We start from the raw sequence: 22,730 nt of genomic DNA, 5'->3' as shown, positions 1-22,730 counted from the left end.
CACCAGTTACTACAGGAACAAGCAACCCAAACATATTCCCGATCGGAATACCGAGCTCTAACGAAACTCCCTTAGGAATAACGGGACCTAACAATCAGATTCTTGGTGGTATTGCCACAGTAAGTTTTTCCCAAGCTACTTACCAAGTTAATGAAAGTCCCACAGGAATCGTTCAGAAACAAATTACCCTCACTCGCACTGGAGATCTAAGCAACATTTCCACGGTGTACCTAGCACCTCCTACTGGTTCAGCGACTGTGGGAACAGATTGGAAAGTTCCCCCCAATTTCTCTCCTCAACTCACCTTTAACCCAGGCGAAAACAGCAAAACTTTCACCATTGACATTTTACCGGATGGTCAATTTGAGGGAACAGAAGAAATTGCGTTTCGGATTGAGCGTGCGGATAATGCCATGATTAGCGCCGCCAACACTACTACCTTGCAAATTTTGGATGCTCAAGGGCCTCCCACGGTAAATTTTTCCCAAGCTACTTACCAAGTCAATGAAAGTCCCACAGGAAGCGTTCAGAAACAAATTACCCTCACTCGCACTGGGAATCTAAACAACTTTTCCAGGGTGTACCTAGAACCTCCTACTGGTTCAGCGACTTTCGGAACAGATTGGAACCTTCCGCCCAATTTCTTTCCTGAACTCACATTTAACCCAGGCGAAAATAGCAAAACTTTCACAATTAACGTTGTTCCGGATGGTCAATTAGAGGGAACAGAAGAAATTGCGTTTCGGATCACCAATCGGGATAATGCCATTATTGGCACCCAAAACACTGCTACTTTGCAAATTTTCGATGCTGACGGGCCTCCTACAATTAATTTATCCCCAGCTACTTACCAAGTCAATGAAAGTCGTACAAGAATCAGTCAGACACAAATTACCCTCACTCGCACAGGGAATCTCAACAACTCTTCCAGGGTGTACCTACAACCTCCTACTGGTTCAGCGACTTTTGGCACTGATTGGAATACCCCTAATTTCTCTCCTCAACTCACCTTTAACCCAGGCGAAAATAGCAAAAGTTTCTTAATTGACATCTTACCGGATGGTCAAGTTGAGGGAACAGAAGAAATTGCGTTTCGGATCGCCAATGGGGATAATGCCAATATCGGCACCCAGAGCTCTGCCAGTCTGAAAATTATCGATGCTGAATCTACACTCAACAACAACCCGCCGGTGGTGACTAATTCCCTCTCGAATCAACGTGGTCCCAATCCCCGCCGCGACTTCAATTTGACTCTTGCTCCCAACACCTTTACCGATTACGATCTAGGTGACATCCTCACTTACTCCTACTCAATAATTCCAGAGTTCCAAGGCAACGTCGGACCCTTCGGTTCCAACCCTCTCGATTGGCTGACCTTCGACCCCAATACCGGCACTTTCATTCCACCCAATTGGCTTAATTTCGACCCGAATACGCTGACCTTTAGCGTGAATTTGAATGCTGGCAATGTCCCCCCACAATTCTATGTGCCAATTAAGGTGACAGCAACGGACAAGGCTGGTGCCAGCGTCAGCGACTTCTTCCACCTGTACCGCGCCGACAGCCTCTCGGGCATCGCAATTGACGGTTATATCTCCGGTGCAACTGTGTTCTTAGATGCCAACAAAAACGGCATCCTCGATGCCAACGAACCATCCACCACCACTAACAGTAGCGGTGAGTTTAATCTCGATATTCCCTTCGAGACATTCGACACCAACAAAAACGGAGAAATCGACCCATCAGAAGGCAATTTAGTTGTCACAGGAGGCATTGACACCGCCACCGGATTACCCCTAGAAACACCACTCACCGCACCCCCAGATTCCACTGTTGTCACCCTCCTAACCAGCTTAATCGCTGACTTAATCGACAAAGGAATTGCCCCAGAATCAGCCCAATCTTTAGTCAAAGCCGCCCTTTCCCTTCCCGCTGAAGTTGACCTAACTAGCTTAGATCCAATAAACGCAACCAACAACAACCAACCAGGCGGCGTCCAAGTCTTAGCAGCAATGGTGAAAGTCCAAAACTTCATCACCCAAACCAGCGGTTTGATTGACGGTGCTTCCAGTGCAGTCAATACTGATATTGTCAAGGCTGTTGTCAGTTCAATTACGAATCAAATTCAATCTGGTACAGTCTTAAACCTCAGCAATGCAGCAGCCTTAGAACCAATTATTCAGCAAGCTGCCGCTAAAATCCAGCAGATTGACCCCAGTTTCAACAGCCAAACTGTTACCCAAATTACATCGCAATCCGCGACAGTAATGGCAACAGCCAATCAACGCATTGATGCCGCTGTCTCCAACCCAACAGCAACATCAATTCCTGAATCACTTGCCCGCCTCCAACAAGTAGCCTTGGGCCCAACAACTCAAGAATTTAAAGAAGTTGGTTCAGGAAATAAACCTATTTCTCAGGTAGTTGCTGACAACACTGGTACTGCTTTAGATAGCAGAATTGAAACTGTAGAATTGCCGGCTGGGATTGCAACTCCTGTTGTCAGCGGCGATGCAGATTTGGGCAGCAATTCCCCGGATGCAATTCTGGGTACAAATGGCGACGATATCCTGACTGGCGACACCTGGAATAATGTCTTGATGGGGATGAGGGGCAATGATTCCCTCGACGGCGGCATTGGAAATGATTCGGTTTTCGGTGGCAAAGGTAGCGATACAATGCTTGGAAGTAGCGGTGATGATGCCTTGCTTGCCGGTCGCGGTGCTGACATTTTGAATGGCGATGATGGTAATGATATTCTTTACGGAGGTAAGGGAGATGATTTACTCAATAGCGGTTTGGGAATTGATACTTTGATAGGAGGAATGGGAGTAGATAAATTCCTACTGTCTACCAATTCCGGTACTGATACGATTACCGATTTTGAACTCGGTAAAGACTTGTTTGTATTAGGTAACGGGTTGAGTTTCTCGCAATTGGCAATTGCTCAAGATAGCGGTGCAACTTTAATCCGGTTGGCACAAACAGGGGAGATTTTAGCTTCTCTGGTCGGAGTTTCTGCTAGCAGTATTAGTGCCGTTAATTTCGGATTGATTTGAGTAGGGACACGGCAATGCCGTGTCCTCAATTGTTAAATTGCCGTGTCCTCAATGGCCGTGTTGTCGATAGTTATATTCGATTAGGCGAGGGCATTGAACCCTCGCCCTTGCTACGACGTTTTGGGGTAGGGAAACGGCATTGATGTGTCCTTCGTTGCCGTGTTGTCGATGGTTATATCCGAGGGGTGTGAATCGGGCAATTTCATCATCCAATCCGGTTGATTTTACCCGTTACCCGAAATTAGGACACGGCAGTGCCGTTTCCCTACAATTAATTGGGGGATGCTTACATCCTCGCGAAAAAGATTGATTATTTTCGGGTAGGGAGACGGCATTGCCGTGTCCTCCGTTGTCTAAATTCGGGTTAAATACTATCTGTATAAAATGCGGATTTAACATCACCTTTAACATCAGCACCGCTGATATCGCATTCCCGGTAACTGCGAAACTAATCCCAACAATTCCAACTGCAAAAGTATACTAGAAACCGTCCCCGCTTCTAATCCCGCAGCTTCGACAATTGTATCAAAAGAAATCGGCCCAGATTCGATCGCACTTAACACCTTAGCCAATTCCGGCTCCAACGGCGGCCCTTGCTTCTCAACCGTCGGATTTGGAGGAAATAGCGACAACTGCTCGGCTCTATCCAATTTTGGCATAGCTCCGAGCATTTCCAATAACCTGTCTTCGCTTAAGAGTCGATCGCTGCTCGGCAGAATCGGATGAGCACCTTTACTCAGCAATTCCAAACACCCAAAAGAACGCTCATCATCCAATCTTGCCGTCAAAACATACACATCCCGGCAAAAATCATTGGCTTGATAAGCAGTAATTAATGCGCCCGATTTGTGCGGAGCTTCTATCACGATTGTAGCGCGGCTTAACCCAGCAATTATGCGATTTCGGCGCGGAAAGTTAGTTCTATTCGGTTGAGTGCCCGCCGGATATTCGCTAATTGCCAATCCCTGCTGCAAAACGCGATCGCACAACCTCTCATTCGGCTTAGGATAAACGATATCGACCCCAGTTCCAAATACAGCCAAAGTCCTGCCTCCCACCTCCAAACAGCTTGTATGAGCCTCTGTATCAATGCCAGCCGCCAATCCCGAAACAACAGTAAAACCGCTTTTAGCTAAAGCCGTACTAATTTTGCGAGCCCACCTTCTGCCGTATTCCGAAGGGCTGCGAGTGCCAACAATTGCCACCGTCGGCGTAATTCCTTGATTCTCTTTTACATCGACTAAACCGCGATAATACAGCACCGGCGGCGGATTAGGAATTTCCAATAATAAGCGGGGGTAATCTGGATCTGCGGGCGTCCAAAAACAGGGATTTTTTATAAGATGTTTTTCGATAAATTCTTCAGGATTAAGTTTATTTCGTTCTTGCAAAATTGTTTCAATTATCTGCTTGCCCAACCCTTCGACTCGCATTAAATCTACTGGTTTTGCCGTCCAAGCTTCTGCCAAACTATTAAAATTTTGATGCAATCTTTGCAACAAAATCGGCCCGATACCGTTAATTTGCGACCATGCTAACCAGTAAGCGCGTTCTTCTAGCAACGAGTTGCCCTCAACTTATCTGATAATAATTTTATCATCTTCGGTTGAATATAGTAGGGAAACGGCACTGCCGTGTCCTGTATCCCTTGGGTAGGGAAATGGCACTACCGTGTCCTGTATTTTCACAGAGGCCCGGGTAGGGAAACGGCACAGCCGTGTCCTGTATTTCCACAGATTTAAAACTGTTATATAAATATTTTTTTACGTACCGCAAAGGCCCTAAGAACGTGAAGGGAATTAAGAGGGAGGTTGACAATTACTGGCTAGGTTTTCCAATCTACGAAACGGGCGTAAATATAAGCAATAATTTCTCCGATCACAGTCCGGAAACCTTCGCTCGATTTCCACCATTCTTGGGAATTGTAATCTTGCGGTTCAGCCGCTATAATCCCGACTTTAATGGCAGGATTCAGCACTTCTTTGAAAACAATCCAACTTCGGCGGGCGTGAGGGCCAAAAGAATAAAGATTAATTGAGTCAACTTTTATGGCAGAAGCAGCCAGCCAATCGCGAAGTGCGATCGCAGAAGCAGCAGTGCGGTGTTTCACAACACTCGCTGCTGGTACAGCTACTACTTTGTTTTTATCAAATCCTAGCGCAATACAAGTCGCGGCAGTCAGTTCGGCATAATTTTTATATTCAGCCAGATAGTAGCCTTTACTTAAAGGAACTCCTGTGGTAATTAATTGGCGGTATTTGCCTTTTTTGAATTCGGCGATCGCACTTTCGATCGCATAATCGGGCAACCAGCCTTCGACAACCAATATATCTGCTTTAATCGGCGCATTTACCGCCAAAAACGGATGGATATTTGTGAGAATTAAGAGCATTGCAATTATTAATACCATCAGAGCAATTACCCAACCTTCCTTGGTAACTGCCCACATTTCTCGGCGGCGGATTAGACGAATTCTCATTTTAACTCGATCTAGATGTTTTTGGGTATGGAGGCAAATTCGGCGAGACTGGGGAAGAGGGAAATAGTGGGAAAGTGATAGAATTTCCCAATGCCCAATGCCCCATTCCCAATGCCTCATTCCCAAATTATTGGTGTTTCAGATACTCAAAAACGCTTTTATCCCCGATATCCTGTGGCATCGGTTGAAAAAACTTGCGCACAGCAAAGATGATAAACAAAGCAGCCCAAACAGCTAGCAAAAACTGTTCATTTTCGGCTGACAAAAAGCCGAAAATATGTCCTAAAATTAAGAGAGGAACTCCCGGAGTTAAAAACTTAGTTTCTAGGCGGTTAAAGCAGAATGCTTCCTTAAAATAAACGCCATTTAAGGCAGCAAAAGTAAAGCCAATTCCCCACAACGTGGCTGGATGTTCGTACACTGCTAAAGCTAGAGGTTGGCTGCTTTGTAACGCCACAAACAATGTTGCCGCGCCACCGATCGCCCAAAACGCCTGTAGTGTTCGGTGCAGCGCAATCATGTAAATGTGAATAGTTGCCAAGCTGACGCCTAAAGCTATCCAGAAACAAGCAAAAACAGGCGTTACAGCTTGGATTGCAATCGGGTTGTCGCCCTGTTGCAGCACCAGAGTAGCGCCGATCGCAAAACACAGCGCCGCCACCCCCAATCCAGCGCGGTAAATCAACACTCCCGCGCGATCGCTTTGAGTAATCGTAAACTCGCCGAATTGTCCTTGATAGACTTCCGATTCATCAGGCGATTTCAGTAGTTGCATTACAGCTTCCTCCTATTAGACACGAATGTACTTCTGCCAAGATATACTTTATTGATAAACCGATATAGCGAGACCGAGCGATGCCTAAATTTAACAAGCCTAAACTTAACCAGCCTAAACTTAACCAGTCTAAAGTTAACAAATCTAAATTGGACGATCGCCCAGATCCAAGCAAATCCCTTCCTTCACAATCCGAACTTCCTGTAGTTCAGCTTGATGAAACCATTGTAGCAGGCAGAAGACCGAAACCGCTAAACGACTTCCAGCGCCTGCTGGCGGAAGTACCCGAATTTAACTCGGGGTTCGATCCAGAAATGTTCGCCCATCTCCATGAAAGTATCCCCTTTAGTCTCAAGCAATTTGAAAGTAAAATTAGGAAAATTTTAGGCTCGAAAAATATTGATGTCAGCCTTGAAAATTCAGCCAAATATCTAGAGTACATCAAGCAAAATATTCAACTCCCGTGCCACGTTACCGGTATAGAAGAGTTTGAATGGGAAGAAGAATATACGATAGGTTCTGGCAGTAAAAAAGAATATGCAAGGCTCAAAAAAACTCAACCTTCTTCTACTGATAGATTCAAAATTAATCGGTTTGAGGATTTTAGGGTTGAGGAAGAAGGCATATTTGTGGAAGTGCAGCGCGTCGGCGAGTGCCAAAAGTTTATGTTGCCTTTATCCGAGTTAGAATCAGTTGATATGATTTCCCCGAACAATCAGTTATTAGATGATTATGCCGTCTGGATTGCCAATTATTAAGGAAGTCTTGGAAGAGGGAGAGAGAGAGGGAGAAGAGGAGAGGGAAAAAAATCTTCACGCTTGACTTATTCCCTCAACATCTATCCGTTAAATCCGTTGCCGAACTTCTTAATTAAATTGAAGCGGCAAAGTGCGATCGCGAAACCAAAGCCAAAGCTTCAACCAAACTGCGAACAGCCGCAATCATCGCCACTTCGCTATTAAGTTGGCTGACAGCAGAACCGACACCAATACCCGCAGCACCGGCTCCAATAGCGAGGGGTGCGGTGACGCTGGAGATGCCGGAAGCGCAGAGTACGGGGACGGATACGGCGCGGGAAATTTCAAAGGCTGCGGCTAAAGTAGGCGCTGCTTTTTCAATTAATCCCAAGGTGCCGGCGTGAATTGGCTGGGCGCTGGTGCCGCCTTCAGTTTGGATGATGTTAGCCCCAGCTTTGACTAATTCTGTTGCTAATTGCACTTGTTTGTCGAGTGCCAAAATGTGGGGAACTGTCACAGAAAGAGTGATGTTCGGAAATAGCGATCGAGTTTCGCGAGTCAACTGCAAAACTTCTTCAGCTTCAAAGCGGCGGCCTACTGCGTAGAAAGCATCAAAGTTGCCAATTTCAATCAAATCAGCGCCAGCTTCTACCGCAGGCACAAACTTTTCCGGTTCCACAGCCGATACACAAATTGGCAAATTTGTCAATTGTTTTGCCATCAATACCAAATCTCGATCGGCAGCAATATCGACAAAGGAAGCACCGCCGAGATCCGCTGCTTTGACGACAGCCGCAACGTTCGCGGCATCAAAATTATTTAAACCGCTGATAATTTTCAGGGCGCGACCTTGCTCAAATGCGCGCTGCAATTTAGAATTTACACTCATCGTTAGTTTTCCAACTCAAAAAATTTCTTAGACTTATTTTGACACGGATTAGAACAATTTCTGATTTTTAATTCTTAATTTTTAATTACTTCCCGGCTGTCGAAATTTGATCGCATCTTTGATAACTTGTACCCAGCCGTCAGAGAGAGATTCGAGAATACGAGATCCCTTTTCTTTCGCCGCCGCCGTCACATCGCCCAACACACCACTTTCAGTCAACTCTCGCGTCAGCCAAGCAAAAGGCAAATTCCCTTCCATACTCAGCAAACTGTCGATCGGCAAATTTTTCGGATATTCTGTAACAGCCAGTTCCATTTTCACCTGCGACGGCAAAATTGACAACATCAAACTCGTTTCTGCATCACCCGCCTGAATCCCAAACTCCAACTCCTTCGCCGTCAACAATTCAGCAGCCACATTCGGAACGCGCCAAACAAACAGTGGAAAAACCGAAACAAGTTGATATTTTGATGAATGCCCCGCGCCGCAATTTCCATCACTTGCGGCTGTCCGCCGCGAGCGTTCATTAATACTAATTTACGAAATAATCCTCGGTAAATAGTGTCAGCAATTTCGACAATTACTGCTAAAAGTGTGGAAGCACTGAGCATAATTGTACCGGAAAAATGCCAGTGTTCAGTCGAATTGCCATACTAAAGAGTTGGCAAAGCATAAGCGGGAATATTTGCATCTAACGAAGCCAGCGCTTTGCCAGTAACCGCCGCGCTAATTGCCACACCTACAATTAAATGCAAATGGACGCCGTGCTGTTCGATCGCACCTAGCGGCTGAATTATAACTGTATTTTCCTGGTCCGGCACAGACTGAATTTCTGTCCGAGTCAGATATGGAAAAAAGCGCGATTCTGGAATAAAATTGTGCCTGAGGTGGCGACAATAGTAAACGTAAGCAAGGCAATCAACTAGCCTGAAAACTAAAAACAAATTCCCCAGATAGCTAGTAGATAACTAATGCTGTCTCTCGGTAGATGCTATAATTTGTAGCAAATGCTTTAACAGGGCGCTGATATACGCTCGCCAGCTCAGACCGAAAGACGTAGAGACGACTAATTGATGGAAGCTTGGCAAACCCCACAAACTAATTTAACCGACATTCCGATCGCCGAGGAACTGTCGCGCCGCACCCCTCGATCGCACGATCTAAAAGCAGAAAACCGAGCGCTACAAATGCTGGCTCGACAACTGGCAAGCTCACCCCACACGCTGCTCAAAACACTGGTTGCGATCGCTCAAGATTTGTGCGACGCAGGAAGCGTCGGAGTCTGCTTGCTAGAAGAAAATGCAACTTCCGAACGAATATTTCGCTGGGAAGCCTTGGGGGGCGCGTGGGAAGCCGCAGAACACACAAACACACCCCGCAAATTGCGTTTGTCAGGAGCTGGTTTCGATCGCCAAACTCCCCAGCTTTACTTCGCTCCTGAACAATACTTTACCGACTTGCAGCAGCTAGAATTGCCGATCGCCGAAGCGTTAGTCGTGCCGCTGCAAGCAGAAAATCAACCGCTGGGGGCAATATGGATTGTATCTCACGATGCCGATCGCCAGTTCGATGCGGAAGACTTGCGGATCGCGATCGCCCTAGCAGACTTTGCCGTTGCCGCCGTACAAATCGATCGCGCCAATCGAACCAAAGAAGCTTTGCGAGAAAGCGAAGAACGCTGGCAGCTAGCCTTGCAGGGAAACAACGACGGCATTTGGGATCAGAACCTGCAAACCAATTGCCATATCCTGAGCGATCGCGGTTTAGAGATTTTGGAACGTCGGCCCGAAGAAGTCAAGCACTTCAGCCAATTTTTAAGCTACATTCATCCCGATGATTTGGAGATCGTGCAAAGCAATTGGCAGCGGCACTTGCATAGAGAAACCTCACATTACTGCTGCGAGTACCGCATTCGCTGTCCCGACGGGCGCTACAAATGGATTTTAGCCAGAGGGCGAGCAATTTGGGACGAGTCAGGCAATCCCTTGCGGGCCGTGGGCTCCCTCACAGATATCAGCGATCGCAAACAAACTGAAATTGCCTTAAAACAAAGCGAAGAACGTTTGAGCATCGCCATCGAAGGCTCAGGCATGGCAACCTGGGATTTAGACGTGCGAACAAATCGAGTAATTTGGTCGGCGACCCATTTCAGCATTTTGGGCTGCCAACCGACACCGGGCAGCGAAACAACCTTCGCTGCGTGGCAAAACTGCGTGCATCCAGACGACTTAAAGCAAGTCCTGGAGGCAATAGAAACAGCTCGGCAAACCCGATCGCTCTACTCCCCCGAATACCGCATCATCCGGGCCGACAGCGGAGAAATCCGCTGGTTGAGCTCGTTCGGGCGCTATCTCTACGACGCCGCAGGCGAAGCAGTGCGGTTTATCGGAGTATTATTTGATACTACCGATCGCAAAATGGCCGAACTCGCCCTGCACCAGAGCGAGCAAACCGTGCGCCGTCAACTTCTAGAGATAGAGTCACTCTACCAAACAACTCCCGTGGGTTTGGCCGTTTTAGACACAGATTTGCGGTACGTGCGGCTCAACCAGCGGTTAGCCCAAATCAACGGCTTGTCCGTGGAAACGCACATCGGCCGGACGGTGCGCGAAATATTCCCCGGCTTGGCAGACACAGCCGAAGCTGTGTTCCGCCGCCTTCTAGACACCGGAGAACCGATGCGGAATTGTGAAATCAGCGGTGAAACCAAAGCTCAACCCGGTGTTGTGCGCACTTGGCTCGTGAATTGGTGGCCGCTCAAAGACACGGGCGGGGAGATTGTCGGGATTAATGTCGTGGTACAGGAAATTACCACTCGCAAAATCGCCGAACTCGCCTTGCAAGAAAGCTACAACCGTTTCCAATTAGCTACAAGGGCGATCGACGGCATGGTGTTTGAGTGGGATTTCGCATCGAACTCAGTTTACCGTTCCGAGGGACTGTCCTCGATCGTCGGTGTCCGCCCAGAGGATTCACCCGCAACACCAGAGTGGTGGAGAGAACGCATCCATCCCCTCGATTTGCCGCGCATCCAAGCCGGGGCGGACTCAATATTAAGTGCTGAGCGCTACGAAATCGAGTACCGAGTCCGGCACCAAGACGGGCGCTGGATCGATGTTTGGGAGCGCGGCTGTTCGATCCGCAACCAGCAAGGTGAACTGACCAAAATAGTCGGCTTCACCAGCGACATTACCAAGCGCAAACAAACAGAAGCAGCACTGCGCGATCGCGAAACCCACCTGCAATTGATTCTCGACAGCGCCAAAGACTACGCCATCTTCACCCTCGACATCGGCGGACACTTTACCACTTGGAACTCAGGCGCGGAAAGATTGCTGGGCTATACCGAAGCTGAAATCGTCGGCCAGCACGGACGAATTATCTTCACCCCAGAAGACTCAGCAGCCGGAAAGCCGGAACTAGAAATGCACCTCGCCCTGACTCAGGGAAAGGCAGTAAACGAGCGCTGGCACCTCCGCAAAGATGGCAGCCGCTTTTGGGGCAGCGGGCTGGTGATGCCCCTGCGCGACGCAGCAGGCGATGTGCAAGGTTTCCTGAAAATCATGCAGGACAAAACCGAGCGCCGGCAAATAGAAGAAGCACTGCGGCAAAGCGAAAATCGCTACCGCACCATCGCCGATGGCGTCCCGCAATTAATGTGGATCAACACCGCCGACGGCAGGTTAGAGTTTTGCAACCAACACTGGAAAAGCTACACGGGCATAAGGCCGGCAGAATTGCCCCTGGCTACGCCGGTGCTGCACTTATTTCATCCTGAGGATCTGCCAACAGTTGTCCCCACGCGCACCAAGGCGATTGAAGCAGGAGAAGCCTACGAATTTGAGTGTCGGGTGCTGCGGTTTGACAGCACCTACCGCTGGCATTTAGCGCGACTTGTACCCATCAAAGACAGGGGGGGACAGGTGGTGCAATGGGCCGGGATCGGCATTGATATTGACGATCGCAAACGAGCCGAAGAAAGCTTAGCAGAAAGCGACCGCCGCTTCCGCTTCCTGGCTGAGTCGCTGCCCCACCTGATTTGGAACGTAGACTCCGGCGGGGCAATTCGTTTTACGAATCAACAAAAATGGTTGGAATATCTGGGAATCTCTTACGAGGAAGCCGTTGACAACAATTGGGAGTCCCTGGTGCCGCCGTCCGATGCGGCAGAAGCTTTTGCCCGCTGGCAAGAATGTCAAATCACCGGAGAAGTTTATCAACTTGAGCTGCGCCTGCGGCGGGCAGCAGACCAAATGGAACGCTGGCATTTGTCCCGGGCCGTGCCAATTCGCGGCGCGGGGGGCGAAATTGTCGAGTGGATCGGCACGTATACCGATATTCACGATCGCAAAAGGGCCCAACTGAACGAGCAGTTTCTCTCCGAGCTCGAAGTCCGCTTGCGGCAGGGCTTCAACCCCGCAGAAATGTTGTGGGAAGCCATGAACAGTCTGGGAGAATATTTACAGGTCGATCGCTGCGTGTGGCACGAAATCGATCTAGAAGCCGACCTAGTAATTGTCCGGCAAGACTGGCATCAGCCCGACCTGGCCAGCGTCGCCGGCACCTATCCCATCTCAGACTTTAAGACGCCAGAACTGAAAGCTCTCTCTATGGCAGGTCAAACACTTGTCATCTCAGATATCGCTAATGACCCGCATACAGCGCATTCGGTCGATAACTACGGTGGCCTGGGCATTCGCGCTTTAGTCGATGTTCCCTGCCTTCAGGAAGGGCGCTGGGTGGCTCTTTTGGTGGTGACATCAAAGGCGGTGCGGCACTGGCGGGCCGATGAAGTTTCGCTGATGCAAGAAGTGGTGGCTCGCCTCTGGACGGTGATCCTGCACGCGCGAGCCGTCCAAGACTTGCACGAAAGCGAGGCTCGGTTCCGCGCTCTAGCTGACAACATCGCTCAGTTGGCATGGATGACAGATGCTGCTGGGGGGATTTTCTGGTACAACCAGCGCTGGTTTGACTACACGGGCACCACCCTAGAGGAAATGCAAGGCTGGGGCTGGCAGCAGGTGCAGCACCCGGAACACGTCGATCGGGTTGTCGCAAAATTTAGGCGCTGCATTGAAACAGGCGAACTCTGGGAAGATACTTTCCCCTTGCGCGGCAAAGACGGATCTTACGGCTGGTTTCTCTCCCGCGCCGTGCCGATTCGCGACGATCGGGGCAAGGTGCTGCGCTGGTGCGGCACCAACACCGACATTACCCATCGAAAAGTTGCAGAAGCGGAACGGGAACGCCTTCTAGCCCGGGAAAAGGCAGCGCGGGAAGAAGCAGAACAGGCTAACCGCGTCAAAGACGAATTTTTGGCTGTTTTGTCCCACGAATTGCGGACTCCCTTAAACCCGATTGTGGGCTGGACTAAGCTGCTGCGATCGAACTCTCTGACACCGGAAAAGCAGCGTTACGCCTTAGAGACGATCGAGCGCAACGCCAAACTGCAAACCCAGCTTATCGAAGATTTGCTCGACGTGTCGGGGATTCTGCAAGGCAAGGTCAGCTTGAATATTGCACCTGTGGATTTAGCCGGGGTCATCGGCGCTGCTATTGAAACGGTGCGTCTGGCGGCGGAAGTCAAGTCGATTCAAATCAGCACTCAATTTGCACCGAATCTCCGCCCGGTGTTGGGCGATGCGGGGAGACTTCAGCAGGTACTCTGGAATTTGCTCTCAAATGCCGTCAAGTTCACCCCGCCGAGAGGCAAAATTGAAGTCGTTCTCGATCGGGTTGACACCGACGCCCAAATTACTGTAACTGATACTGGAAAAGGTATCGAAGCTGATTTTCTGCCCTATGTATTCGACTACTTCCGGCAAGCTGACAGCACGATGACGCGCAAGTTTGGCGGATTGGGTTTAGGATTGGCAATCGTCCGCCATCTCCTCGAACTCCACGGCGGCACGGTGAAATCGGAAAGTGCAGGCGAAGCACAAGGCGCCACATTTACCGTCACGATACCCCTGATGCCCGCGCAACCTCAGACAAGTCCTGCTGCGGCTGCGCCGGAGCAATTCTTCAATTTGAGCGGTATCAACGTGTTAGCGGTGGATGATGATGCCGATGCGCTAGATTTGGTGGTTTTTCTGCTTGAAAATTGTGGGGCTAGCGTTACAGCAGTTTCTAACGCCTACGATGCCTTGGCGGTTTTAGCTAAGTCTGTGCCGGATTTGCTGTTGAGCGATATTGGAATGCCTGACACGAACGGTTATCTGTTGCTGCGACAGGTTCGGGCTCTGGCGCCAGAGCAAGGGGGACTCGTTCCGGCGATCGCCCTCACCGCTTATGCTGGAGAAATTAACTATCAGCAGGCGCTGGCTGCAGGCTTCCAGCGACACCTTTCTAAGCCTTTTGACGTGGACAAGTTGGTGCAGGCGATTTGGGAGGTACTCGGTCGCTCGGGGGGAAACAACATTATTTAAGGTCTTTTTATATCTGAAAAGTCTTTATTTAACGAACCGCCAAGACGCAAATAACGCGAAGGAAGAAAGGAAGAAATAAATAATATCAAATCCGGTTAGATTTGAGATGTTGCACCATTCTCAATAAAGCTTTTATAGGCAGCGTCGGAGCAACGGCACATAAGAAAATCCATCTATTGTGAAACAGGCCGGAAAGCCAGTCCTTGACAATGGTGCAATATCTCAGATGTAACCAATTTTACAGTCGTTCGGTCGTGCTTCATCTCAAACAAAAAAACCTCACAGATGGAGGTTTTTTGATGATTATTGGCGATCGTCGGACAGGTTAAAACATCCTGTCCCTGCATGATGCCCACAGCCCTAATACTTGATTATTAGCGGTAGTCAGTACGCACGGCTGGATCGCGATCGCCCGTTGTAGTGGTATAGCGGACATTTTCTTCGCGTTTGCGGGGAATCAAACCTAACAAACCGGACAAGCCAAGCAATCCCAACCATCCCCAGTCAAAATCGCGATCAGTCTCAGCATTGTAGACATCGGAGCGAGGAGTTGTGGTGGTGGTAGTGCTGTTAGTACCGCCAGTTGTACCGCCAGTTGTATCTGTCTGAGCCGAAGCTGGCAGATTACCTGGTACCATGGCTAAACCAGCAGCTAGAATGCCTGCACCGATTGCTTTGGATAAATCAGAACGTTTCATAATTCAAATGCTCTCTGTTGGCAAAAATCTTTAACTATCATCACTATATCGATCGGCTATTAAAGTTAAATCCACCTCTAGCAGTAAACATTGTTATGTTCCACGTATAACTACAGATTGATATCAAATTTTTAGCAGGCGCACGAAATTAAAGATTGCTCGCGGAGGCACTCCGGCACTAGAAATCGCGCGTCTGGCACCAGACTCGGTTGTGAGGCACTCCCGCACTCCCGACAACAGACAAGGTGTTGTTGACAAAAAAAGGTAAACTCAGATATTGCAGAGACAACTGTTGGAACTCGATCGACGGAGATAAAAACTTTTGGGAATAGAGCTACGCAGCTACGTATTTCTAGACAATTTGCAGCCGCAGCACGCAGCATACATCGGTACAGTCGCCGCCGGATTCTTGCCGCTGCCGGGGGATGCGTCGCTGTGGATAGAAATCTCGCCCGGTATCGAAATTAACCGAATCACCGATGTCGCCTTAAAATCTGCCTCCGTGCGCCCGGGAGTGCAGATAGTCGAACGCTTGTACGGCCTTCTGGAAGTACACTCGAGTCAGCAGGGGGAAACGCGGGCCGCAGGCAAAGCAATTCTAGAATTCATCGGAGTCCGCAGAGAAGAAGGTATCAAACCGCGAGTGATTTCCAGTCAAATTATTCGCAACATTGACCCCCACCAAACACAATTAATCAACCGCACCCGCCGCGGACAGTTGCTGCTGGCGGGGCAAACGCTTTACGTCTTAGAAGTAGAACCGGCTGCTTATGCAGCGCTGGCGGCCAATGAAGCAGAAAAAGGCGCATCTATTAACATCTTAGAGGTTCAGGCTGTAGGCAGTTTCGGACGGCTTTACCTCGGCGGCGCAGAACGAGATATTATAGCAGGTTCCCAGGCAGCAATTGCGGCGGTGGAAAACGTAACGGGTCGAGAAAATCAAGCAATTTTTGGTCGCAAGGAATAGCCGTTAAAGGAGATGCAATTATGGCAAACACACAGCATTTAGCGCTGTTAAAAAAAGGTGCTGTTACTTGGATTGAATGGAGAAATCTCAACCCAAATATAGAACCGGATCTCAGCGAAGCTAACCTCGCTGAAGCAAATCTAAGAGGTGCGCATCTTTGGCGCTCGAATCTTTTTAAAACAGACTTGTTTAAGGCTAAATTAATTGCGGCTAACCTCGCCGAATCTAATCTGAGTTTAGCAAATCTTGCCGGAGCGCAACTGCTCGAAACTAATTTAATAAAAGCTAATTTAACTGGAACCAACCTGCGATCGGCCGACATGAGGCGAGCTGATTTGAGCGGTGCTAATTTAATTGGGTCTGACATCACGGCGGCCAATCTCCAACAAACCGATTTCGCAGATGCGAATTTAATCGGTGCGGTGATGTTTCGAGTTAATGCGATCGGCGCGAACCTCAACTTTGCTAATCTCAGTCAAGCCAATCTCACTCAAGCCGAATTCATTGAAACACATTGCTATGCAGCCAATTTCTCTAAGGCTAACCTCGGGGAAGCTCACTTCACTGCAGCATATCTTTTCAAGGCAAATCTCTGTTTTGCGGAGTTGAGCGCTGCCGATTTCCGGTGGGCAAACCTCGGCAAAGCTGATTTGAGAGGGGCGAATTTGACCCGGGCAAATCTCAGAGGAGCGAACTTGGCGGGAGCTAATCTGGGCGAAGCTATTTTGAAAGGAACAATCATGCCTGACGGCAGCATTATTTCATAAATATTGGATAATATTTAGTCCTGTAAAATAACCGCGATAGTTAAAAAAAATCCAGTTGCGCGTTTACCGACAGCATTGCCAAAACATGAAATTTTGGGGCGGGTTCAGACTTTCTCTCTCATACAAATCAGAGATTTAGTAAACCCGCCTCGACTCAAAACTCGCAACTGTCGATCGACTAATTTTTGCCGGCCGGCGATACTTGATAAAGTCCTCTGACGGGGCCTGGATCGGTCTGTAAATCCTGCTGTTGTGTTGGAAGTGTAAACTGATCTTGGAGCCCGGCGGGAGTGGGGAAACAGCCGCTCGGTTGAGGTGCTAGCTGGCAAGCTGCAGGCAGTGCCATGACTGAGGCATCGAAGGGATTGACGGCATCGGGGACGCGGAGAATTGGATCGCTGGAAACTTGGCGCTGCATTACTCGTCGGTAGAAGCCGTTGACGCGACTCGCATCCCGCTCGATTTCTTTTTCGGGAAAGGCAACGACGCCGCTGGGGGAACCGATGCCTAAATAGTCGCCCAAGTAACCTTGCAAGCTGACGTTGTGGTAAAAGTCTCCTGAAGCTTCAAAGAATTGTCGGTTGAAGTCGTCGGCAATCGGGTGAAATCGAGCTGTTTGTGCTTGAGCTGGTTTGACGGATGCCAGTGCGGCAGAGGCGACAGCGAGAATCAACGCGCCGCTCAGGCTTTTTAACTTTTGACTCATAATATTTCAGCCTCCTTAATTAATTCCGATTCCACTATAAACTGATTATCGGCGGATTATTTGTGTTTTTTACACGGTGTGAGTTATGGATGCTGCGGATTTAAAGGTGTTGCGCGATCGACTTCTAGATTTGTTGTGCGAGTTTGCTTATCGTGAAGGCGATTTTGTGCTGTCTTCGGGGCAGAAAAGTTCTTATTATATTAACTGCAAACCTGTGACGCTGCACGCTGAAGGTGCTTTGGCAACGGGACGTTTGCTGTTGTCGAGGCTGTCGTCGGATGTGCAAGCTGTGGGCGGTTTGACTTTGGGTGCTGACCCGATTGTAACTGCGGTGAGTGTGGTTTCGGCTTTGGGCGATCGACCTATACCAGCTTTAATTGTCAGAAAGGAGACGAAGGGACACGGGACAATGGCGTATATTGAGGGCCCACTGTTGCCAGAGGGGACAAATGTGGCGGTTTTGGAGGATGTGGTGACGACGGGTAAGTCGGCGATGCAGGCGGTGGAACGGTTGCGGGCGGCTGGTTATAAAGTCGATCGCGTGTTGTCGCTGATTGACAGGGAGCAAGGTGGTGCTGAGTTTTATCGCTCTGTTGGATTAAACTTTGAAACAGTTTTTACGATTAAGGATCTTAAGGAATGGCGATCGCGCATCGCTGAATCAGAAGAATAGCCCTAGCTTCTGCCTCCAAAAATATAACAAAAGCGCAACTTTAGTCGCTACTGCTAAATAGTAGTGATTAAAGTCCCTGCTACCAAGAGCTGGGCGAATATTTACGGGCAATGGGTAAGTCCTCGCGCCATGTGTCGAGAGTTAAAAAGGCAGGGACTAAAAAAAAAATACGATCCTGGGCCGTCAAGCTGCGACGGCGTGTGGGTACAAAAATTAAGAGTAAAATACTGGGAAAAAGTGAATAATACAGAGCCATAAAACTTGGTATTGCTAGAGGAAATCGGTGTTTGATTGGGTGGGATTATAAACTATGGCCCCTCTAATTTTATCAAAATCAGCTCAGATACTTGGATCGCAATGGAAAATAAAGTTTTCCGTGCTAAACAAGAGCAAGCTTTCAGGTCAGAGTCTCTACCAATCGGCAGATTTTAGCAGAGGTAAATTATAACCTGAGTGAGATATTAACTAGAGAAGACTGTTTTAATATGTTACATGACCCGACGCAAGGAGAAGCAGTAATGATTTTACCTGCATCTATTCAAGGGAAATGGAAACTACTGGCAACAGCCTTGATTTTTCCTCTGACACTAATTGGTGTTGGCATTCAGCAACAACCGCTTCAAGCACAACAAAATCCATCTAAGAGTAATGTTGCTGCATTGCCAGATGGTATTTACCTGTACGGAGATTCGCCACAGCCCAACCAAGTGCTTCAAAACTATATTGTGTTTCAACGCCAGAACGATCGGGTCGTCGGTGCAATCTACGCGCCGCGATCGGACTTTGCGTGCTTCACTGGTAAGATCCAGGGAAATACACTTTACGGGAAGGCAATCTCAGCCGGAAAGATTCAAACAGTTGAAATCAATACTCAGCTAACCAATCTGCATTCTATTCGCACAATTAGCTCAAACGATCGGCGCATTCTTTCAACGTGCCAAGAAACAGCGCAAGCTAACATATCCAGGTAACTCTTTTACTTAGCTCAAATGCTGCATGAGGCGGGCGGTGCGTTACACTGCGTTAACGCACCCTACGAATTGAAAATTTCTGGTTACCAGGATCTGCCTGGTAATACAGCGTATTCCAGGTTTATGAAGTAGGGACACGGCAATGCCGTCTCCCTACGGTGGGGATAGATATATCTAGGATGTCCTTCATAAATGTGGAATATGCTGTAAATATCTAGAGGCGATGCCTCGATTGAAAAATAGTACAAAAGATGAGTTTTGACCGCCGGCTTAATGGCCATGAAAAAAATCAGTTTTATTGACTTATTCTCAGGAAGAGGCGGCATGAGATTAGCGTTTGAATCCGCCGCTGTTCCTTGAATCTGGAAACAGAATGCCTCTTAAGCAGCGAAATCAATCCCTACGCTCAGTTAGTTTACCAGTACAGGGTAGGCGGCTAATTGACTATCGCGGTGGTAATTCTCTTCATTCTGGGGAACTGGGTTTGCGAGGCGAGTTCAGTTTAGAGGAAATTGAGTTGATGAAGAGTTTTATCTTGACAAGGCGAAATAAAGAATTTGGGCATGACTCAGATGGCAAGCTATTAACTAAAGAGCAAATAGCTACTTTTTTTTGCTCATCCCAATCTCGATAAAATTCTGCATTCCTTGGTAACAAAAAAGTACCTGCAAGGGAACATCGCAATTCTCCTTTTCGGAAACTTCTTTTAATATAACCTTAAGTAAAATGCGCCATCAGCACGCTACTTTTGAGCGGGCATCCTGCCCGCCCCACAAGAAACGAAACAGCTTTACGATTAAGTAAGGTGGGTAATGCCCACCCTACGAATTAATCCAATTAGCTTTGGGCTACAGGTTCCTTAGCCAAAAACTTCTCTAATTCCGTCAAAGCATCGGCATCAACCTTAGTCTGCATCGGACAGAATTTAGGGCCGCACATTGAACAGAATTCAGCAGTTTTGTAGATATCTGCCGGCAAAGTTTCGTCGTGATATTCCTTAGCCCGTTCTGGATCTAATGACAGCTCAAATTGACGGTTCCAATCGAAATTGTAACGCGCTTTCGAGAGTTCATCATCGCGATCGCGCGCACCCGGACGGCCCCGTGCAATATCTGCAGCGTGAGCCGCGATTTTGTAAGCAATCAGCCCGTTTCGGACATCCTCAGCATTCGGCAATCCTAAGTGTTCCTTCGGTGTCACGTAACACAGCATTGCAGTACCGTACCAACCAGCCATCGCCGCCCCAATTGCTGAGGTAATGTGGTCGTATCCAGGCGCAATATCTGTCACCAACGGCCCCAAAACATAGAAGGGTGCTTCCGAACACTCCTCCATTTGTTTCTTGACATTAAACTCAATTTGATCCATCGGAACGTGACCAGGCCCTTCCACCATTACCTGCACGTCGTGTTCCCAAGCTTTGCGAGTTAATTGTCCCAAAGTTTTGAGTTCAGCTAATTGAGCATCATCCGACGCATCGTGAGTGCAACCGGGGCGCAGAGAATCTCCCAAACTAAACGAAACATCGTATTTTTTGAAGATTTCAATGATGTCGTTAAAGTGAGTGTAGAGAGGATTTTGTTTGTGGTGATGTAGCATCCAGCGCGCCAAAATGCCGCCGCCGCGAGAGACAATCCCAGTCAGCCGATTTTTCACCAAAGGCAAATGCTCGATCAAAATTCCGGCGTGAATAGTTTGGTAATCAACACCTTGTTGAGCGTGTTTGTCAATGATGTGAAGAAAGTCATTGGGGGTCAGACTTTCCATATTACCGTGAACGCTTTCTAGTGCTTGGTAAATTGGTACAGTACCGATCGGCACCGGTGAAGCTTTGATAATTGTAGTGCGAATTTCATCCAAATTCCCGCCGCCGGTGGACAAGTCCATGACGGTATCAGCGCCGTATTTCACTGCTAGTTTAAGCTTGTCAACTTCTTCTTCCATATTGGAAGAGTTGGGAGATGCACCGATATTAGCATTGACTTTGCATTTAGACGCAATGCCGATCGCCATCGGTTCTAAATTCGTGTGATTGATATTAGCCGGAATAATCATCCGTCCCCGCGCTACTTCCGCGCGGATCAGTTCTGGCGGGAGATTCTCTCGCTTAGCAACAAAGTGCATTTCCTCAGTAATTACACCTTGGCGGGCGTAGTGCATTTGAGATACATTGCTCTGCCCGCTACGCTTAGCGATCCATTCGGTACGCATATTTAATTTCCTTGATAAACAGCTTCCCTCCGCTGGTATTACCCAGACTCAGGTTCTAAGGGTGTTTTCTCAGCCCGGATATTCGGGCACCCCTAGCTAAGCTGTTAATAGTAGCACTGATGTCTGTACCAGATGAAAGCAATTAAGGAAATCTTAATATAAACAATGGGGTGAAGAGATCGAAAGTGCGATCTGCCTTTTGGGGCTTCTGATATTTCTGCTGTGAAAAAAGTGTGATGGTACCCCATTTAACAATCTAAAAACAATCACACTTCATCAGGATTAATCCCCATTTCGCGCAATTTTGCTGCTAGGCGATCGGCGCGTTGTTTTTCTTCCTGCGCGCGAAGGTGTTCTTCGTCAGCGCGAAGGTGTTCTCGTTCCGCCCGCAGGCGTTCTTCTCGGGCACGTTCCTCTCCAATTAACAGCAAATTCCCTTCACTATCCCACCAACGCAACCAAGGTAAATTCATCTCATCATATTCACCTTGCCAAATGCCCAACTCAACTCCAAGCTGAGGAATCGGATAGCGACCGCGCTCATTTACATTCATGCGCTGATAGCGATTGTCTTCTAAATGATACATTTCTACAGCCGCTTTTTTCACTTCATAAATGCCGTAGTAAGGCACGCGAATCGCCTGTTCGTAAACCCAAAGTTTGCCCACCTTTTGTTCTTCGGCTTGACCGGGTTCGGGCGGGGGCGTTCTGTCTCGCTCTTCTGCACCGTTCCCCGACACAAATTCCAAAACAATGAGCGGTGCAACGTATTCTTTCCACAATACATAAGAACGTCGCACCTCACCATTTAAGAGTGGGGGAACATTCGGCACATAAAACCAATCGGGCGCTTCGGCACCGCGTTCGAGAGGGTCAGTTAAACGCCAATAAATCCCGCAATCTTGACCGATGCGATAGCGTCCGTCTGGATGAAGTCGTTGCAATATTGGTCGGAGTGAATCAGTGAGAATAATGCTTTGAGGAAGTTCTTGAAAGTTTTTCACAAAAGTACCATCGGACTCTGGCAGTTCAGTGTGGTCTGGGAGATGGGTGACTTCCAATTCAAATGATTTGGCAATAGTCATAACAGTTGCGCAGATTTGAGGAATTAAACTTATTATAGTAGAAGGAATAAGGAAGAAGCGAAATTTTGCGGATTCAAATCGCCCCTAAATTAGTAAAAATTAATAATAGAAAAACATCCTATTAACCCAATATAAAATCAACGCTCACTTCTAAATCGGGAAAAGCCAGCGGCGCAACTTGTTGACCGCGCCAAAACTTGAGGATTAAACTATAGCAATCCTAAATGATTTATGAGATAATAGCCAAAATCACTACATAATTTATCTATGTTAGAAGAATTAACG

Annotated in this window: 15 protein-coding genes, 1 pseudogene and 1 riboswitch; of the genes and pseudogenes, 7 read left to right on the top strand and 9 right to left on the bottom strand. The window is 48.1% G+C overall.

What is annotated here, in order from left to right; translation table 11 throughout:
- Positions 1 to 3,059: Calx-beta domain-containing protein (locus QUA20_RS23375; RefSeq protein WP_333191549.1), on the top strand; the 3,059-nt coding region annotated here is incomplete at its 5' end.
- A 410-nt stretch (positions 3,060 to 3,469) separates the two neighbouring features.
- Here the strand turns inward: QUA20_RS23375 and dprA are convergent.
- From dprA to QUA20_RS23360, 3 genes are all read right to left on the bottom strand, one after another.
- Complete coding sequence (gene dprA, locus QUA20_RS23370; protein ID WP_333191547.1) at positions 3,470 to 4,621, bottom strand: DNA-processing protein DprA; 1,152 nt, start codon at positions 4,619 to 4,621, stop codon at positions 3,470 to 3,472.
- Positions 4,622 to 4,884: 263 nt separating this feature from the next.
- On the bottom strand, positions 4,885 to 5,538 hold the full coding sequence (locus tag QUA20_RS23365; protein ID WP_333191546.1) for a YdcF family protein: 654 nt from the start codon (positions 5,536 to 5,538) through the stop codon (positions 4,885 to 4,887).
- A gap of 127 nt (positions 5,539 to 5,665) precedes the next feature.
- The gene (locus tag QUA20_RS23360; protein ID WP_333191545.1) at positions 5,666 to 6,313 is read right to left on the bottom strand and encodes a DUF2301 domain-containing membrane protein; all 648 of its coding nucleotides are present in this window, start codon (positions 6,311 to 6,313) and stop codon (positions 5,666 to 5,668) included.
- Positions 6,314 to 6,393: 80 nt separating this feature from the next.
- Here QUA20_RS23360 and QUA20_RS23355 point away from each other — a divergent pair, with 80 nt between their 5' ends.
- Positions 6,394 to 7,071: a hypothetical protein gene (locus QUA20_RS23355; protein ID WP_333191543.1), complete on the top strand. Its 678-nt coding sequence runs from the start codon at positions 6,394 to 6,396 to the stop codon at positions 7,069 to 7,071.
- Positions 7,072 to 7,183: 112 nt separating this feature from the next.
- On the opposite strand, the gene QUA20_RS23350 is transcribed toward QUA20_RS23355, so the two are convergent.
- Entirely contained in the window at positions 7,184 to 7,939 is a 756-nt protein-coding gene (locus QUA20_RS23350; RefSeq protein ID WP_333191542.1) for a DUF561 domain-containing protein, read from the bottom strand.
- Positions 7,940 to 8,020: 81 nt separating this feature from the next.
- Positions 8,021 to 8,811, bottom strand: a pseudogene (locus tag QUA20_RS23345) (creatininase family protein).
- A 201-nt stretch (positions 8,812 to 9,012) separates the two neighbouring features.
- On the opposite strand from QUA20_RS23345, the gene QUA20_RS23340 reads away from it, so the two are divergent.
- Entirely contained in the window at positions 9,013 to 14,367 is a 5,355-nt protein-coding gene (locus QUA20_RS23340) for a PAS domain S-box protein (protein ID WP_333191541.1), read from the top strand.
- A 374-nt stretch (positions 14,368 to 14,741) separates the two neighbouring features.
- Here QUA20_RS23340 and QUA20_RS23335 read toward each other — a convergent pair whose 3' ends face one another.
- The gene (locus QUA20_RS23335) at positions 14,742 to 15,065 is read right to left on the bottom strand and encodes a WGxxGxxG family protein (protein ID WP_172192635.1); all 324 of its coding nucleotides are present in this window, start codon (positions 15,063 to 15,065) and stop codon (positions 14,742 to 14,744) included.
- 322 nt (positions 15,066 to 15,387) lie between these two features.
- Between QUA20_RS23335 and QUA20_RS23330 the strand changes: the two genes are divergently transcribed.
- Together QUA20_RS23330 and QUA20_RS23325 are read left to right on the top strand one after the other, a co-directional pair.
- The gene (locus QUA20_RS23330) at positions 15,388 to 16,032 is read left to right on the top strand and encodes a hypothetical protein (RefSeq protein ID WP_333191539.1); all 645 of its coding nucleotides are present in this window, start codon (positions 15,388 to 15,390) and stop codon (positions 16,030 to 16,032) included.
- A 20-nt stretch (positions 16,033 to 16,052) separates the two neighbouring features.
- Positions 16,053 to 16,799, top strand: coding sequence for a pentapeptide repeat-containing protein (locus QUA20_RS23325; RefSeq protein ID WP_333191538.1), 747 nt, complete (start codon positions 16,053 to 16,055; stop codon positions 16,797 to 16,799).
- Between the two features lie 178 nt (positions 16,800 to 16,977).
- On the opposite strand, the gene QUA20_RS23320 is transcribed toward QUA20_RS23325, so the two are convergent.
- The gene (locus QUA20_RS23320; protein ID WP_333191536.1) at positions 16,978 to 17,505 is read right to left on the bottom strand and encodes a hypothetical protein; all 528 of its coding nucleotides are present in this window, start codon (positions 17,503 to 17,505) and stop codon (positions 16,978 to 16,980) included.
- Positions 17,506 to 17,590: 85 nt separating this feature from the next.
- On the opposite strand from QUA20_RS23320, the gene pyrE reads away from it, so the two are divergent.
- Together pyrE and QUA20_RS23310 are read left to right on the top strand one after the other, a co-directional pair.
- Positions 17,591 to 18,178: an orotate phosphoribosyltransferase gene (pyrE, locus tag QUA20_RS23315; RefSeq protein ID WP_333191534.1), complete on the top strand. Its 588-nt coding sequence runs from the start codon at positions 17,591 to 17,593 to the stop codon at positions 18,176 to 18,178.
- Positions 18,179 to 18,696: 518 nt separating this feature from the next.
- Positions 18,697 to 19,149: a hypothetical protein gene (locus QUA20_RS23310; protein WP_246277038.1), complete on the top strand. Its 453-nt coding sequence runs from the start codon at positions 18,697 to 18,699 to the stop codon at positions 19,147 to 19,149.
- An 837-nt stretch (positions 19,150 to 19,986) separates the two neighbouring features.
- On the opposite strand, the gene thiC is transcribed toward QUA20_RS23310, so the two are convergent.
- Together thiC and QUA20_RS23300 are read right to left on the bottom strand one after the other, a co-directional pair.
- The gene (gene thiC, locus QUA20_RS23305; RefSeq protein ID WP_333191531.1) at positions 19,987 to 21,360 is read right to left on the bottom strand and encodes a phosphomethylpyrimidine synthase ThiC; all 1,374 of its coding nucleotides are present in this window, start codon (positions 21,358 to 21,360) and stop codon (positions 19,987 to 19,989) included.
- A gap of 7 nt (positions 21,361 to 21,367) precedes the next feature.
- A riboswitch (TPP riboswitch) is annotated at positions 21,368 to 21,464 on the bottom strand.
- A 162-nt stretch (positions 21,465 to 21,626) separates the two neighbouring features.
- Entirely contained in the window at positions 21,627 to 22,445 is an 819-nt protein-coding gene (locus QUA20_RS23300; RefSeq protein ID WP_333191529.1) for a Uma2 family endonuclease, read from the bottom strand.
- Between the last annotated feature and the right edge of the window lie 285 nt (positions 22,446 to 22,730).

The sequence above is a fragment of the Microcoleus sp. Pol7_A1 genome (assembly GCF_036701085.1).
Lineage (GTDB): Bacteria > Cyanobacteriota > Cyanobacteriia > Cyanobacteriales > Microcoleaceae > Microcoleus > Microcoleus asticus.
The sequence above is the reverse complement of the archived record's forward strand: the minus strand, read 5'-3'. Positions and strand labels throughout refer to the sequence as shown.